Below are 14683 nucleotides of genomic sequence, written 5' to 3' on the forward strand. Positions count from 1 at the left end.
AAATACGAAAAATATTTTAGTTCAAAAATAAGAATTGTTTATAATTCATAGTATAAAATCGTTCAAAACTTTTAAGTTTGTAAAAACAAGTTTTTTATGGAAAAACCAGTCTTATTTTTAGAAAACGCAGAGATTTATCAAAGAGAAAATTTGGTATTGTCTAACGTAAATTTATCAATACAAAAAGGAGAGTTTTATTATTTAATTGGTAAAACAGGAAGTGGTAAGAGTAGTTTGATGAAAACCCTATACGGAGATTTAAAATTACAAAAAGGTGCAGGTAGTATTGTAGATTTTGATTTAAAAAAAATAAAAGAAAAAGAAATTCCTTTTTTAAGACGAAAAATAGGAATTGTTTTTCAAGACTTTAAATTGTTAAGTGATAGAACTATTTTTGGAAATTTAGAGTTTGTCTTAAAAGCTACTGGTTGGAAAGATAAGAGTAAGATTAAAGATAAAATTAACGAGGTTTTAGACAAAGTAGGTATGAAAACTCAAGCTTATAAAAAAACATATGAGCTTTCTGGAGGAGAACAACAAAGAATAGCTATTGCAAGAGCGTTGTTAAATGATCCTGAATTAATTTTGGCAGATGAGCCAACGGGTAATTTAGACCCAAAAACTTCTTTAGAAGTGATGGAACTTTTAAACGAAATTCATAAAAGTGGAAAAACCATTTTAATGGCAACACACGATTATCAATTAATTGTAAAGTTCAAACAAAAAACATTAAAGTGTGAAGGCGGGGAGTTGTTTGAAGTTGCCCAAAAAGCAACTGTATAATGCTATCTGTACTGATACCAACATATAATTACAATGCTTTTTTTTTGGTGCAAGAAATACATCAACAGTTAATTTTAGAAAATATAAAATTCGAAATTATTTGTTTAGATGATGGTTCTAAGTCGCCATTAAATGTAAAAAATAAAGAAATAAATAAACTTTCTTTTTCTAGTTTTAAAAGTCTAGAGCATAATATTGGTAGAAGTGCTATTAGAAACTTGTTAGCAAAAAAAGCAACTTACAATTGGTTGTTATTTTTAGATGCAGATGTTATTCCTGTAAAATCTAATTTTATAAGAAAATATATTAGTTGCTCTGCAAAAGATAAGACTGTTTTTTGTGGAGGATTATTGTATGAAGATATAAAAGAAAACTTTAAGTTATTACGTTATAAATACGGTAAAAAACATGAAGAGATTTCTGTAGAAAAACGTATTGCACATCCAGATAAATATTTTTTTACCTCTAATTTTTTAATTCAGAAAGAAACCTTTAATAGTGTGAAATTTGAAGAAAAATTAATACAATATGGACGAGAAGATTTGTTGTTTTCTTTAGAGCTGATAAAGAAAGGACATATAATCGAACACATAAATAATGAGGTGTATCATTTAGGTTTAGATAAAAATGATTTGTTTGTTGCTAAAACTAAAGAAGCAATGGAAAACCTTATTTTTATTGATAAACAAAATCTAATCGACACCGAAGAAATGCCTTTAGTAAGTTTGGTTAGAAGAATAGCAGCTGTAAGAATGACAAGAATAGTTGGAATGTTTCATCTCTTTTTTGAAAAATTAGCCATTAAACAATCTTCTGTTTTTTTCTTAAATTGTATGAAGGTAAGTTATATGTGTCATTTAAAATTAAAGCATGAATAGAAATGAAATAGCTCATTTAATTTGTACTAAATTAATAGCTAATAAAGAGGTTTTAAAAGCACAGTTTTTAAAATCTAAAGAAACTATTGGTTATTTTTTTATTGATGATTTATTACCTGAAGAATTAGCGTTAGAAATTCACAATAAATTTCCTACTACAAAGCAAGCTGTTCGAAAAAAGAATTTAAGAGAATTTAAATTTACAGCGTACCAAATGGATGATTATAATACACTTTTAGAAGAAGTTATTTATGCATTTCAAAATAAAGAAGTAGTTGCACTGGTTTCTGAAATTTGCGAATTAGAAGAGATTTTTGAGGATGAGCATTTGTATGCTGGAGGATTATCTTTAATGGAAAAAGATAATTTTTTAAATCCGCATTTAGATAATTCTCATGATAAGGATAGAAATAGATGGCGAGTTTTAAATCTTTTGTATTACGTAACACCTAATTGGAATACAGAAAATGGCGGTCACTTAGAAATTTGGCCACAAGGATTAAAAAAGACACAAACCACTTTAGAAAGTAAATTTAATAGGTTGGTTGTTATGACAACTCACCAAAATTCTTGGCATTCTGTAAGTAAAGTTTTAAAGGATGATACAAGGTGCTGTGTGTCTAATTATTATTTTTCTGATACACCAATTTTAGTTTCAGATACCTTTCATATAACAACATTTAGAGGTAGATCTTCAGAAAAAGTGAAAGATGTTTTTTTGAGAATAGATAACAGTATGCGTTCTAGTTTGCGTAAACTGTTTAAAAAAGGTATTAGAGAAAATCCTCATCAATATAAAAAATAGTTATTTTAAATTATTGAAAATAGCAAGCAATTTTCTCTCTTGCTTTTCCCAAACTAATTCTTGTTTGGCTTTTTTTAGTGCTGTAGAAAAATCTTTCTCTAGTATAGATTTAATTTGCGTAGCAAGTTTTTTAGGGCTTCTATTTGTAACTACTTCTCCTACTTTATAGTCTATTGCAATTTGTTTCATTTCAGGTAAATCAGAAACTAAAATAGGTACTTCTGCTTGGATGTAATCAAATATTTTATTGGGTAAGGCAAATCTATAGTTTAAACCTAAATCTTCTTCTACACTAATACCTAAATTAGCCAAAGGAGTTAATTTGTGTAGTTGCTTCGGAGAAATCTTCCCTAAGAAATGAATTTTATGCGTTAAGTTATTATTCTTTACTTGCTGTTTTAAGTTATTAAATAGGTCACCATCACCAATAATTACTAAAAGTGTATTTTCTAAAAAAGGCATGGTATCTATCATTAATTCTAAGCCTCTTCCTAAATTTACAGCACCTTGATATAAAATAATTTTTTGATCTTTAGAGTGAAAAGGAAATTTACCCAACTGAATTTCTTTTTCTTTAGGTAAATTGATAATTGTTTTAAAGTCGGTTTTGTATTTATTGTGATAAAATGCAGCAATACTATTACAAACCGTGTATGTGTTTTTTAGTTTTGGAAGTATCCAAGCTTCTAAATTAGACCAACATTTTTTAACAAAAGGTTTGTGTACTAATTCAGGAATTTCTGGAAATAACTCATGACTGTCATAAACTATTTTTTTGCCCTGTAAAATGCTAACTAAATAATTGGGTAATAAGGTGTCTAAATCATTAGACAGCAATATGTCTTTTTTAGAAAAAAGCAAAATAAAAAATAAACGAAAATTATACTCAGCATAAAATAAGAACCCCTTGTTAAAAACTAATCGGATTCTTTTTGTGGAATATTTTCTATTTAAAGGTTGGCTATTCTTTAGTTTTCTACCTATTAAAATAATTTTAAAACCATTTTGATGTAACGTACCGCAAACCTTATCAACACGTTGGTCTGTTGATAAGTCATTTGTGACAGAAACGATTATTTTTTTCAAAATTTATTTACAGTATTTAGCAAAAATATACTTTTAATTTATGAAAGTCATAAAAATGTGTAACGTTATGCAGATTCTCTTCTTTGTGATACTCTTTTTTGTAAATAAGATGTGGATTTGTTTACTTGATATTCAGAAGCTTACTTATAATTGAACTAATAGACTAACTAATTAATTAATCTTCCAAAATGCCTAAATGTCCGTCATGTAAATCTAGTTTTAGAAAAAGACTAACTCGTAGTTTAGTTTTAAAATTAATTCCTAATTCTAAACTTTATAGTTGTCGTAATTGTAAAACCAAATTTTTAAAAGTCCCTTATTTTTTTAAAGCTATTGTATTAAAAAGATTAAAACTCGAAAAGAACTAAATTCTAAAAAAAATAGAAAAGCCTTCAAAATTTTGAAGGCTTTTTTAATTTTAACTGTAAATATTTAGTTGAAATTCAGATTCTCATCCTAAAAGGGAATTTGTTTTTTGTCGTATTATCTATATAAGTGCATCTATTTTGTAAATTTATATATTTTTTTAGGATAAAATTAAGGTTTATTTAACATTTTTATTTTAAACCTTATAGTTTTTTTTGTATCAAAGTTGTTGAAACTAAACCATCACAAATTGAAAACAACACTACTATTATTTTTGTTATTTATTTCTTCTACCTTATTTTCTCAGAAATTTACTTTAGAAGGTGTTCTTAAAGATCAAGATTCTATTGTTTTAAATGGAGCAACAGTATATGTACAGAGTGTAAAAGATAGTGTTCCCATAGCTTATGGTATTACAAATAAAAATGGTGAATATTCTTTACGAGTAAATTCTGGAGAGGATGCTAAAGTGATTTTTAATATAGCATCTTTGGGGTACCAACCTTATGTTAAGGTTGTTAAAGTACCACTTAGTGGCACATTAAATATTGGGTACATTGTGCTAAATAACGATATAGAAGAGTTAGATGTTATTACAATTATAGCGAGAGCTCCGCCTGTTTTAATTAAAAAAGATACTGTAGAGTACAATGCAGATAGTTTTAAAACCTTGCCGAATGATAAGGCTGATGATTTATTAAAAAAATTACCAGGAGTAGACATCGATATAGATGGTATTATTACGGTAAACGGAATAGAAGTAACAGCTATAAATGTAGACGGAATGCGGTTTTTTTGTGAGCAAAAAGGAGATATCGCTTTAAAAAACCTGCCAAGTAATGTTATTAGTAAAGTACAAGTAACAGATTATAAAACCGATAATCAAAAATTTACTGAAGAGGAGTCGGATTCTGGCACCAAGGAGATTAATTTTAAAATTAAAAAAGGGAAGAACAGAGCTACTTTTGGTGATGTGAAGCTAGGTTATGGTACAGATGAAAAGTACCAAGCTAATGCAAATATTTTTAAATTAATAGACGGTAAATAAATAGGCGTTATTGCCGGAAAAAATAATATAAATCTTTCTAAAGGGATTAATTCTTTACCAGATACAGACACTAGTAATGGGTATATAGAATCTGATTTTGTTGGAGCAAATTATACAAAAGGGAAATGGAATGAAACAAGTGTAAACGGTAATTATAGGTATAGTGCACAAGATAGAGATTTTGAGAACATAAGTCATAAAGAAACTTTTTTACCCGACTTAAATTATATTACAGACTCTAAAAGTAGTAGTTTCTCAGATTCAGATAGTCATACAGCCGGAGCTGATTTAAAATTTATTATAAAACCAAAAAGTACTTCTTCCAATAAAAAAGTCCGTTTATCTAACAAAACAGATTTCAAGAGCTCTAATCAAGAATCTGGTGGTTCTGTAAAAAGTGAGTCGTATTATGACAATGGAGATTTAGTAAGTGATTATAGTTCTAATAGCGAATCTACTTCATCTAGTAGCGAATTTAAAAATGAATTTTCGGTTACACCTGTTTTAAATAATAAAGCAGATTATTTAAATATAAGTTTAGGTACAGATTTCAGCAAAACAGATTCAGATAGTCAAAAATACTCTAAAAACATTCTTGTTAATAGTGATAAAACAGTTATTCAAGATCAAATTAATACGACCTATAGTAATAGTAGTAATAGTAGTGATATTAGTTTTAATGCCTTTTGGAGTAAAGAATTATTTACAAATTTTAGGTTAATGCCTAGATATAAGGCAACAGTTATTACTACAAAAAGTGAAAAGTATATTTATGATTTTGATGATGCATCAGAAGAATATAATGATTTTAATGAGCTACTAAGTTCAGATAGTAAATATGTTACCACAACCTTAAGGCCTGCATTAAAATTAAGATATCAGTATAAAGAACTTCGTTTTGAGGTAGAAGGAGCTTATACAAACACTTACAGAGATTATGAAGATGAGTTGGTAACTGCTCGTGATTTTAAGGCAGATTTTGACTATTTAACCTATTCAGGAAGAGTGCGCTATAGAGATGAAAATGGATATAAAAATATCTCATTAGAGTATGATCAAAATGTAGATTTACCATCCGTAGGGCAGTTACAACCCGTAGAAAATGTAAGTAATATTACACATGTAATTGTAGGTAATCCGCTTTTAAAACCAGGAATAAGTCATAATGCACGTTTTCAATATCAAAATAATTTAGCGTACAATAATATCAATATTTCAGGAAACCTTAGAGCTCAATTTATTAAAGATAAAATTATAAATTCTACCATTACAGATGCCGATCTAAATAGGTACACCACTTATAGTAATATTGATGGTGATTATTCTTATACTGGAAATGTAGCGGTTTCAAAATCGTATTTTAACAGAAAAACAAATATCAATTTAAATGCACGTTTTAATGCGAACTATAAGAATAGTTTGTCTATTCAAAATGATGTGAAATTTACAGCAAAAACAACCGTTTTAAAACCTTCATTTTCTTTTAGCTATTCTTATGATAACAAAGTTGATGTAACTACAACATACAGTTATTCTCAAAATAAGAGTATTTATGATACCGATGCGTTTAATGATAACAGTTATTTTGTGCAGAATTTAGATATAAACTCTAACGTGTTTTTTCTTAAAAATTCATTTTTATCTAATAGGGTTTCTTATCGTTACAATAGTAGGGTAGGTGATGAGTTTGATGGAGATGCCGTTTTTTTGAATGCAGGCTTAGGTGTTGAGCTTTGGGATAACAAAGCAACACTTTCTGTTGTGGCTTACGATATGCTTGGAAAAAATAATGGTTATAGAAGATCTGTAACAGAAACCTATATTCAAGACGTAGAAAATAAAATTCTAGAACAATATTTTATGCTAACTTTTGTATATAAGTTTGGTAGTTTTGCTGGTCAAAAAATGAATGTTCAAGGAAAAAATAGAAGTGGTGGAGGGCGTTCTAGAGGAGGTTCTAGAAGAAATTGATAAAAATAATCTTTAAAAAATAAAAAACCTGTAAATAAAATATTTACAGGTTTTTTTAATTGTGGAGACGCCGAGTATTGTATTTGTTATTACTAAAAATTATTTTAAATAATAATTAGCTATAAAACCCTTTATTTTAAGGGTTTTCTTATATTCGTTAAAGTTTAGAGGTATAACCTGATATAACATTTTCAGCACCTAAAACAGCACCTATAAATTTTAACTATGAAATACTCTTTTAAGCTAAAGCATCCGAATCAAGAAAAAGAAACACTTATCTACTTTACATCATCTTTCAAAAATGAGGGTAAAACTTTTGTTTATTCTACAGGTGAAAAAATTGAGCCCAAGTTTTGGGATTTTAAAAATAAGCTACCATTGTCAAGGGGTAAAACTTCTAAGTTTTCTAATAGTATAAAATTACAATTAGATAGACATTCAAACCTTTTCTTAGAAACAGCTAGTTTATATAAGAAAATGAAAGAGGATTTTACATCAAAAACGTTGAAGTCAGCTTTTGATGAAGAGTTTAAAAAAACTACAGGCAAAGCAAATGTTTTTTTTGAAGCTTATGATGCTTTTACTGCTGAGAAAACAAATAGTAAAGAATGGTCAGCTGCTACTGTTAAAAGATATAAGAATATTAAAAATTTACTTACAAAATTCGAAAATGAAAAAAAATATAAACTAACTTTTACTAGTGTTAATGATCGTTTTTATAGTGAGTTTACAGCTTATTGTTTGGATGATTTAAAGCATATTAATAATACGTATTCTAGGAATTTAGGATTGATAAAAACATTTTTGTTTTGGTCTTTAAAAAATAAATACACATATAATGATTCTTTTATTTCCTTTAAGAAACTTGAAAGAGTAATAACAAAACAAATAGCCTTAACAATTGAAGACTTAAATAAATTACTTGAGTTTGATTTTGATTTAGAAAAACATGAAAGAGTAAGAGACGTTTTTGTTTTTGCTTGTGTTACAGGGATGAGATTTGGTGAATTATCATTGATAAAGAAAAGTAATGTAACCAACGAAAATATAATTCTTAAAGAAGATAAAGATCTCTCAAAGCCAGCAAGAGAAATACCGCTAACAAGTATTTCAAAATATCTCTTAAAAAAATACGATTATAAACTTCCTTTAATAGCTAATCAAAAGCAAAACGAGTATATCAAAGAGGTTTTTCAAGAACTTGGATATACAGACCTTGTTCAGAAAGTAACTACTAAAGGGAAAGAAAATATAAAGGTAGAAATGTTTTACTATGACAGAATAAGTACTCATACCGCTAGAAGAACCTTTATTACAATGATGAAGAGACAGGGGAAGAGCGATAAATTAATTGCATCTATTACTGGACATAGAGATATGAAAACGCTAAATCAGTATTATCAAGTTAGTGAACCAGAAAAGAAAGAAGCTATGGACGAAGTGTTTAATATTCCATTACCTAAATTGAAAAAAGCATAAAGAGATAATATGAAGAAAATAGCTATTTTTTTAAACACTTTTACTGATGCTGTAATTTTATTAGTTTATAAAATTAAGAAGATTAAAGAAAAATATTTATTACTCTTTAAGAAACAAAAGAGTTTATTTGTTTTAATTCCATTAATCATTTTTTTAATCTATTATTTATTAAGTAGTATCTATGAACTGTATACCACAAAGTCTACTTTTATCATAAAAGTTTTATTATGGGCTATGATTCCTGTACTCGTATTTTCAATACTTGCTTATCTGAAGATAGTATTAGAACTTTCGTTTTCGAGTGTTTTTAAAAGTAATAAATCTAAATTCAGAGATGAAATTGATGAAATTCAAAATGCTGAAAAAAGCACAGATATTGACGAGATTAAAGTTGAAAAAAAAGAAGAACTTATTTCTTTAAAAGATTCTTCCATAGAAAGTCAAATGTCTAGTGAATTACAAAAACAAGAATTTTATAATTTTTTCCCAAAAGATATTTTCAATCTGAAAATTGAAAAATTATTGATTGAAAATGGAGTTATAGAAATAAATGGTAAATGGATAAAAGGAGGTTTTCTTCCTAAAAAGAATCAGATATATGTGTTACTTACAAAATTTCATTTATTAGGTCTTGTAAATCTCAATAAGCGTGGAAATAAGAAGAAAATTATTGTTTTATCACAAGTTTATTTTGATGAAATTTTAGATGAATCTGATTTTGGAAAGATTTTTAATAACTCAACAGATAGTTCAATCGATAAATCACATGATCCTTTTAAGTCCGTTTTTGCAAAATTAGTTTTTCTAAATACTATAGAAATAGAAAATTTATAGTCTATTTTATTTAAAACAGTATTTAAAGCTGCCTATTTAACCTATTTTTCCTAAATAGGGAATACTCGTTATGTCTAGTTATTAGGTTTGTACCATAATTAATACTAAAGCTATAATTTTATGGACAACACTCATTTATTAATACAATCTTCGGATTTAAAAGAAGTAAAGAGTTTATTAAACCAAATACTTAATAGACCTAAAGAAGACCTAAGTCAAAAACTGTATACAGTTAAAGAAGCAAGCTCGCTTTTTAAAGTTACAGAACTTACCGTACGAAATAAAATAAAGGCTGGTGAAATAAAAGCTTTTAAAATTGGAGATTCAGTTCGTATCAAACACGAAGAAATCTTTAATTCACTTCAAGAAGTAAAATCAATAAAATACAAAAGAAAAGCGTAAAGGAGCTCCAACTCTTTTACGCTTTATTATTTTTTTAAAACAGTATTAACCTATACCGTATGTGGCAAATATACGGTTTAAAACTCTATTTACAAAAATGGATAATGAAGAACTATACATAAATAATAAATTACTAAAGAACACTACAGTGTATGATACGATTCATAAATATGTGAACGGTAGATATGAAATCGTACTCAATATAATAACACACGAATTACTAATTAGGTACAAAGGCTCTAAAGAATGGGAAGTTCTCAATGAAAAATCTTTAATGATTGAACTAACCAAAAAGAAAATTAAATTTAAAAAATTTGAATTAGAAACATATTTAGGTTCTAATTATATAAAACAAATTAACCCCTTAAAGCAATACTTTAATAATCTTAATAAATGGGATGGAGTAGATCATATTAAAAACCTAACCTCATACATTCCAACTGATGATAATGTGTTTTTTGAATATCACTTAAAAAAATGGCTTGGAAGAAGTATAAAAACTGCATTGGAAGAAAACTTCTACAACAAGCAATGTCTTGTGTTTCTTCAAGAAAAACAAAATTCGGGAAAGAGTAGTCTATGTAGGTTTTTTTGTCCGCCTGAATTAAAAAAACATATCGCAGAGAACATCAGTGATGATAAAGATGGATTAATCCAACTGTGTAAAAACCTCTTAATCAATCTAGATGAAATAGATAAACTTTCGATAAAATACATAAACGCTTATAAATCGATGTTTTCAAAAACACACATAAACATAAGGCTACCGTACGCAAAAAACAATTCACATCAGACCCGAAATTGCTCCTTTATAGGCTCAACTAACCTCATAAATTTTTTAAGAGATGAAACAGGTAATGTTAGATGGGTTTGCATTGAACTCATAGGACAAATTGATTTTAATTACTCAAAAGACATCGATATCAATAAGGTTTGGGAGCAAGCTTTTCATCTAGCTTACAAGGACAAAAGTTTTAATTGTGATTTAACTGTGAATGACATAAAAGAAAATGAAGAAAGGAATGAAAACTATAAGCACACAACTATCGAAGAAGAGTTAATAAATCAACTGTTTGAAAAATCTGATAATAGAGATGATTTTATGACAACCACAACAATTACAATGATAATTAAGAAAGAGTATTCATCCGTAAGCCACATAACGATTGGTAAAATTTTAAGAAAATTAAAGTTCAAGCGGGTTAACAGCAGAACCACAGGAGTAAAAGGATACTTAATTCAGTTACGAAAAAAATAAAAGTTTTCATCAAATCACCTTACCCATCTTACCTATTTCATAAAAAAGGTAAGATGGGTAAGATAAAATCACCAAAAGAAAAATAAAAATGAATTGTAAAAAAGCAAAAATAATAGATTTAGTTTCTTATCTGAAAAAACAAGGTTTTAGAACAGGTAAAACCACTATAAAAGACGTTTGGTTTTACTCTCCTTTTAGAAAAAATGAAAGAACCCCATCATTTAAAGTAGACATTGTCAAAAACGCTTGGTATGATTTCTCTGAAGGTGTTGGAGGAACAATAATTGACTTTATAATGAAATACAATAATTGTTCTATTAAAGAAGCCTTAGTTATTTTATCAGGAGGTACTTTTTCTATTCACCAGCAAAAAGAACATGTTAAGAATGAACAAACGCCAACCTATTCTATTAAAAAAGTAACAGAATTAACGAATCAAATATTATTAGATTATTTAAGTAGTAGGAAAATCAATTTAACATTTGCAAAGCGATTTTGTTTTCAAGTTCATTACTCTTTTTCTGAGGGTAAAGATTTATTCGGAATTGGTTTTATGAATGATATAGGAGGATTGGAAATTAGAAATAAATTCTTTAAAGGTTGCTTAGGAAAGAAAGAAATTACAACCATAAATAATAATTCTGATGTTGTTTCAATATTTGAATCTTGGTCTGATTTCCTTTCTTATCTCACTTTGAAAAAAGAAATACCTAAAGAAAATTTTATCATTTTAAACTCTACTTCTATGATAAAAAAAGTTATTGATTTACTAGGAGATTATTCTATAATCAAAGTTTTCCTTGACAACGATACTAGCGGAGACCAAGCTACCAATTTTTTAATAGAAAATACAAATAATAAAATTATAGACAAAAGAATTGATTACAAAAACTTCAATGATTTAAATGATTATTTAATGAATCAAAATTAAAGTAGTCAGTTCTTAGCCAGTCGTGGCTTTAATTCCTTTTTAGTGCCTACTTCGTGCCCTAAAAAGAAATCAAAACCCGCTGGCTTATTCACAGAAAATGTTCATAAGAAAAAAAACAAAAGAAAAATGAAATCAGATTCAAACAATAAAGTAAAGGTCGTTTTTTACCTCAATGCAGAGGATAAAGAAGTCATTAAAATTCAATGTGAATCATTACAAATAAAACCTTCTTTTTTTTACAGAAATGCAGTTTTAGAAAAATTAGGTAAACCAATATTTACAAAAAAAGTACATGATTTAGATACTAAGAAATATTTGACTTCTTTAATTAGAATTGGAAATAATTTAAATCAGATAGCAAAGAAATTAAATTCAAATGAGCAATTTTTAATCAAAGACCAACAAGTCGTTTTGAACGAAATTAAACATATCAATAACCACATTATAGAAATCAATTCAAAATTATAAACCATTATTATGGAAGAAAACACAAACAATGCCATCTTTACTTTAATGCAAAAAGTAGTAGATAAATTAGACGCTATTTCTAAAGATGTAAATAATATAGACCAAACAGAATTAAGCCATGTTTTCTCAGAAGAGAATAAAGAGTTAAAAAACTTAATAGAAACAACTATTAGTAATCAACATGTACTTGATCAAAAAATTCTATCTAAAAAAGAAATAGATGATTCTATAAAAGAAAATGCAGTAACTCCTAATGTAAATAATTATACTGAATTCAGTTTATTAGGGAGTAAATCACACTTTAAACCTAAGACATTAATTATTATGCTTTTTAGTTTACTTATTATATGGAGTTCTATAAAATATCTTCCTGCCTATTTTATAAATAATAGCTCATTAAGTAAAGAAAAAGAAGAATATGAACTTTTCTATAATTATGTCTATTTAAAAGATTTTAAAAACAATGAAAACACCATTGCAAATGATATTCTAAAAAAGATAAAGCAAAAAGACACCTTGTTTATGAAAGAATATCATACTCTTTTAAGCACTTATCAACGAGAAATAAAAAAGCAAGAATTAAAAGAAGAACTAAAATTACTTGACAATAATGATCGCTAAATTAGAATCCATAGCATACTTACAAAATGCGCTTGATTATTGTGAACGTGGAGGAGAATTAATAGCGTCCAATAAATGTATCGGAAATAGTACTGAAATAAACTCTCAGATAGAAAGAAACAACGCTCTTAATGATAGATGTGTAAAAAATACTTTTCATATCAAAATAAGAATTGCTCCAGAAGACAAAGGAAAATTAAATACCCAAGAATGGATTGATATTTCAAACGATTATGCTAAAATGATTGGTTTTAAAGAGAATCCTTATGCTGTGTATATGCATGAAGAAGGTACAAATAAGGAACATATTCATATTGTAGCATCACGTATACAATCTAATAATTTAGCAGTTAGTGATAGTTACACGCATTATCAAAATATGGACTTTTGTAGAATGATAGAAAACAAGTACAAGCTAAGACAAGTAAAACGTGTATTAGAAGCAGTAAAAAAACAGGAGGTATTTGTGAAAGGAGATAAAAGAATTGCACCATTGGAAGAAAAAATTAAATCTGCTATTAATCAATCTGATTCTTTTGAAGATTTTGAATTTCATTTAAAAAATATGGGAGTTAAAACAAAAAAAGGTAGAGGAATAGGTTTTATAGATGAAAAAGGTGTTTATATAAAAGGTTCTGATATTGATAGAAAATATTCTTTAAAAGGGATTGAAAAACAATTATCATATGAAGAACAAGAAAAACGAATGAATAAAAAAAACAGGGGTTTTAAAATGTAAACTTTTGATTAAAACTTGGAACAATGTATAAAGCTATATATAGACATTTATAGCTTTATACACTTATAACTTTATATAAATGAAAAAAATATAAATGTATCATATAGTTAAGAGGTATTTTTAGCATTTTCTAATGAGAGCAGTAAAAAAAATCTTAAATTTGTAATAATTAATACTAGAATATAAGAAAAAATATAACTATAAAATAAACATATAAAGCGTTTAGCTTTTGATTTGGAACTAGAAAATCGCCAATTTTTAAATCCTCCACAGTCAAAACTAAGACGCCCACGTTCTGCGTGGGCTGTTCTTATTTGGAGGAAAAGGTGTTTGGCGATACCTCTAGTTCATTAAGATTCAGTTCCACGTTTTTTTTGTGCCTAAAAATTAAAAAACAACTAACACTAATTATAAATTTATGAAAATCAAAACATCAATCCTAACATTTTTACTTTTCACATTATTAACATCATGTAGTTCAGACAAACTAACTACTAGCAAAGCTGAATCCTTATTTATTACTTGTCAGGCAGGAGAAAATCTTATAAAAACGAATACATCTTCTTACGGAATTATAGAAAGGTCAGATAGTTATAAAAAAAGGAATGGAAACTTTATAGAATCCTATAAAAAATTAGAAAAAGAAGGACTTTATACCGTTGGAGAATTACAGCGTATAAAAAGAAGTTATATAATGAAAGATAGATATGAAGTAAACTTAACTCCTAAAGCTAAAGAGTTCTTAATTAGCTCTAAAAAAGGTTTTAGAGGAGAAATTTCAGGTAAGTTTAGAATTTGTGAATACACTTTTGGAAGCATAGAAGAAATTCACGAAATACCAGAGAAAAATATTGCAGATGTAAGAGTGAAATTTGTTCGTATTAATGAAACTCCTTTTTTTAGAGAAGCACATGAGAAGTTGAATCCTAAAGAAGTATTTAAACAAGTTAAATATAAAAAAACAAATGATGGTTGGAAACTTTGTAATTAATAAAATTTTTAACAAGTAAAAAG

Annotated in this window: 15 protein-coding genes; 14 read left to right on the forward strand and 1 reads right to left on the reverse strand. The window is 27.2% G+C overall.

Annotated features, from left to right (window positions below):
* The first annotated feature begins 96 nt into the window (after window positions 1–96).
* From WG945_RS14540 to WG945_RS14550, 3 genes are read left to right on the forward strand one after another with little or no spacing between them, the layout of a single operon-like run.
* A complete protein-coding gene (locus tag WG945_RS14540) occupies window positions 97–783 on the forward strand; it encodes a cell division ATP-binding protein FtsE (RefSeq protein WP_068451333.1) in 687 nt (228 codons plus the stop codon).
* Window positions 783–1661 (forward strand): glycosyltransferase family 2 protein, encoded by an 879-nt coding sequence (locus WG945_RS14545; RefSeq protein ID WP_068451336.1) that lies wholly within the window; start codon window positions 783–785, stop codon window positions 1659–1661. The genes WG945_RS14540 and WG945_RS14545 overlap by 1 nt, the downstream gene beginning before the upstream one ends.
* Entirely contained in the window at window positions 1654–2466 is an 813-nt protein-coding gene (locus WG945_RS14550; protein WP_068451339.1) for a 2OG-Fe(II) oxygenase, read from the forward strand. The genes WG945_RS14545 and WG945_RS14550 overlap by 8 nt, the downstream gene beginning before the upstream one ends.
* Here WG945_RS14550 and WG945_RS14555 read toward each other — a convergent pair whose 3' ends face one another.
* Complete coding sequence (locus WG945_RS14555; protein ID WP_197482104.1) at window positions 2467–3552, reverse strand: glycosyltransferase; 1086 nt, start codon at window positions 3550–3552, stop codon at window positions 2467–2469.
* 616 nt (window positions 3553–4168) lie between these two features.
* On the opposite strand from WG945_RS14555, the gene WG945_RS14560 reads away from it, so the two are divergent.
* The 11 genes from WG945_RS14560 to WG945_RS14610 all read left to right on the forward strand — a co-directional run bounded on the left by WG945_RS14560 (window position 4169) and on the right by WG945_RS14610 (window position 14660).
* Entirely contained in the window at window positions 4169–4966 is a 798-nt protein-coding gene (locus tag WG945_RS14560; protein WP_068451345.1) for a hypothetical protein, read from the forward strand.
* Window positions 4967–5497: 531 nt separating this feature from the next.
* A complete protein-coding gene (locus WG945_RS14565) occupies window positions 5498–6937 on the forward strand; it encodes an outer membrane beta-barrel protein (protein ID WP_231874688.1) in 1440 nt (479 codons plus the stop codon).
* Window positions 6938–7162: 225 nt separating this feature from the next.
* Entirely contained in the window at window positions 7163–8416 is a 1254-nt protein-coding gene (locus WG945_RS14570) for a tyrosine-type recombinase/integrase (protein WP_068451350.1), read from the forward strand.
* A 9-nt stretch (window positions 8417–8425) separates the two neighbouring features.
* Window positions 8426–9250 carry a hypothetical protein gene (locus WG945_RS14575; RefSeq protein WP_068451354.1) on the forward strand — a complete coding sequence of 275 codons (825 nt, stop codon included), beginning with the start codon at window positions 8426–8428 and terminating at the stop codon, window positions 9248–9250.
* Window positions 9251–9370: 120 nt separating this feature from the next.
* Entirely contained in the window at window positions 9371–9652 is a 282-nt protein-coding gene (locus tag WG945_RS14580) for a helix-turn-helix domain-containing protein (protein ID WP_068451357.1), read from the forward strand.
* 97 nt (window positions 9653–9749) lie between these two features.
* The gene (locus tag WG945_RS14585) at window positions 9750–10910 is read left to right on the forward strand and encodes a VapE domain-containing protein (RefSeq protein WP_068451582.1); all 1161 of its coding nucleotides are present in this window, start codon (window positions 9750–9752) and stop codon (window positions 10908–10910) included.
* A gap of 88 nt (window positions 10911–10998) precedes the next feature.
* Window positions 10999–11841 (forward strand): toprim domain-containing protein, encoded by an 843-nt coding sequence (locus WG945_RS14590; RefSeq protein WP_068451360.1) that lies wholly within the window; start codon window positions 10999–11001, stop codon window positions 11839–11841.
* Window positions 11842–11967: 126 nt separating this feature from the next.
* Window positions 11968–12309 carry a plasmid mobilization protein gene (locus tag WG945_RS14595; RefSeq protein ID WP_157603702.1) on the forward strand — a complete coding sequence of 114 codons (342 nt, stop codon included), beginning with the start codon at window positions 11968–11970 and terminating at the stop codon, window positions 12307–12309.
* Window positions 12310–12318: 9 nt separating this feature from the next.
* The gene (locus tag WG945_RS14600; RefSeq protein ID WP_068451366.1) at window positions 12319–12930 is read left to right on the forward strand and encodes a hypothetical protein; all 612 of its coding nucleotides are present in this window, start codon (window positions 12319–12321) and stop codon (window positions 12928–12930) included.
* Window positions 12920–13669: a relaxase/mobilization nuclease domain-containing protein gene (locus tag WG945_RS14605; protein ID WP_068451370.1), complete on the forward strand. Its 750-nt coding sequence runs from the start codon at window positions 12920–12922 to the stop codon at window positions 13667–13669. The genes WG945_RS14600 and WG945_RS14605 overlap by 11 nt, the downstream gene beginning before the upstream one ends.
* Before the next feature lie 418 nt (window positions 13670–14087).
* Entirely contained in the window at window positions 14088–14660 is a 573-nt protein-coding gene (locus tag WG945_RS14610; protein ID WP_068451373.1) for a hypothetical protein, read from the forward strand.
* The last annotated feature ends 23 nt before the right edge of the window (window positions 14661–14683 follow it).

The organism is Polaribacter atrinae, assembly GCF_038023995.1.
Taxonomy (GTDB): Bacteria; Bacteroidota; Bacteroidia; order Flavobacteriales; family Flavobacteriaceae; genus Polaribacter; species Polaribacter atrinae.

Bases quoted from the DNA above. Each gene is read 5' to 3' on its own strand.
- WG945_RS14595 (WP_157603702.1), top strand. From the start codon at position 11,968: ATGAAATCAGATTCAAACAATAAAGTAAAGGTCGTTTTTTACCTCAAT.
- WG945_RS14580 (WP_068451357.1), top strand. From the start codon at position 9,371: ATGGACAACACTCATTTATTAATACAATCTTCGGATTTAAAAGAAGTA.
- WG945_RS14570 (WP_068451350.1), top strand. From the start codon at position 7,163: ATGAAATACTCTTTTAAGCTAAAGCATCCGAATCAAGAAAAAGAAACA.
- WG945_RS14550 (WP_068451339.1), top strand. From the start codon at position 1,654: ATGAATAGAAATGAAATAGCTCATTTAATTTGTACTAAATTAATAGCT.
- WG945_RS14610 (WP_068451373.1), top strand. From the start codon at position 14,088: ATGAAAATCAAAACATCAATCCTAACATTTTTACTTTTCACATTATTA.
- WG945_RS14545 (WP_068451336.1), top strand. From the start codon at position 783: ATGCTATCTGTACTGATACCAACATATAATTACAATGCTTTTTTTTTG.
- WG945_RS14540 (WP_068451333.1), top strand. From the start codon at position 97: ATGGAAAAACCAGTCTTATTTTTAGAAAACGCAGAGATTTATCAAAGA.
- WG945_RS14600 (WP_068451366.1), top strand. From the start codon at position 12,319: ATGGAAGAAAACACAAACAATGCCATCTTTACTTTAATGCAAAAAGTA.
- WG945_RS14585 (WP_068451582.1), top strand. From the start codon at position 9,750: ATGGATAATGAAGAACTATACATAAATAATAAATTACTAAAGAACACT.
- WG945_RS14605 (WP_068451370.1), top strand. From the start codon at position 12,920: ATGATCGCTAAATTAGAATCCATAGCATACTTACAAAATGCGCTTGAT.
- WG945_RS14590 (WP_068451360.1), top strand. From the start codon at position 10,999: ATGAATTGTAAAAAAGCAAAAATAATAGATTTAGTTTCTTATCTGAAA.
- WG945_RS14575 (WP_068451354.1), top strand. From the start codon at position 8,426: ATGAAGAAAATAGCTATTTTTTTAAACACTTTTACTGATGCTGTAATT.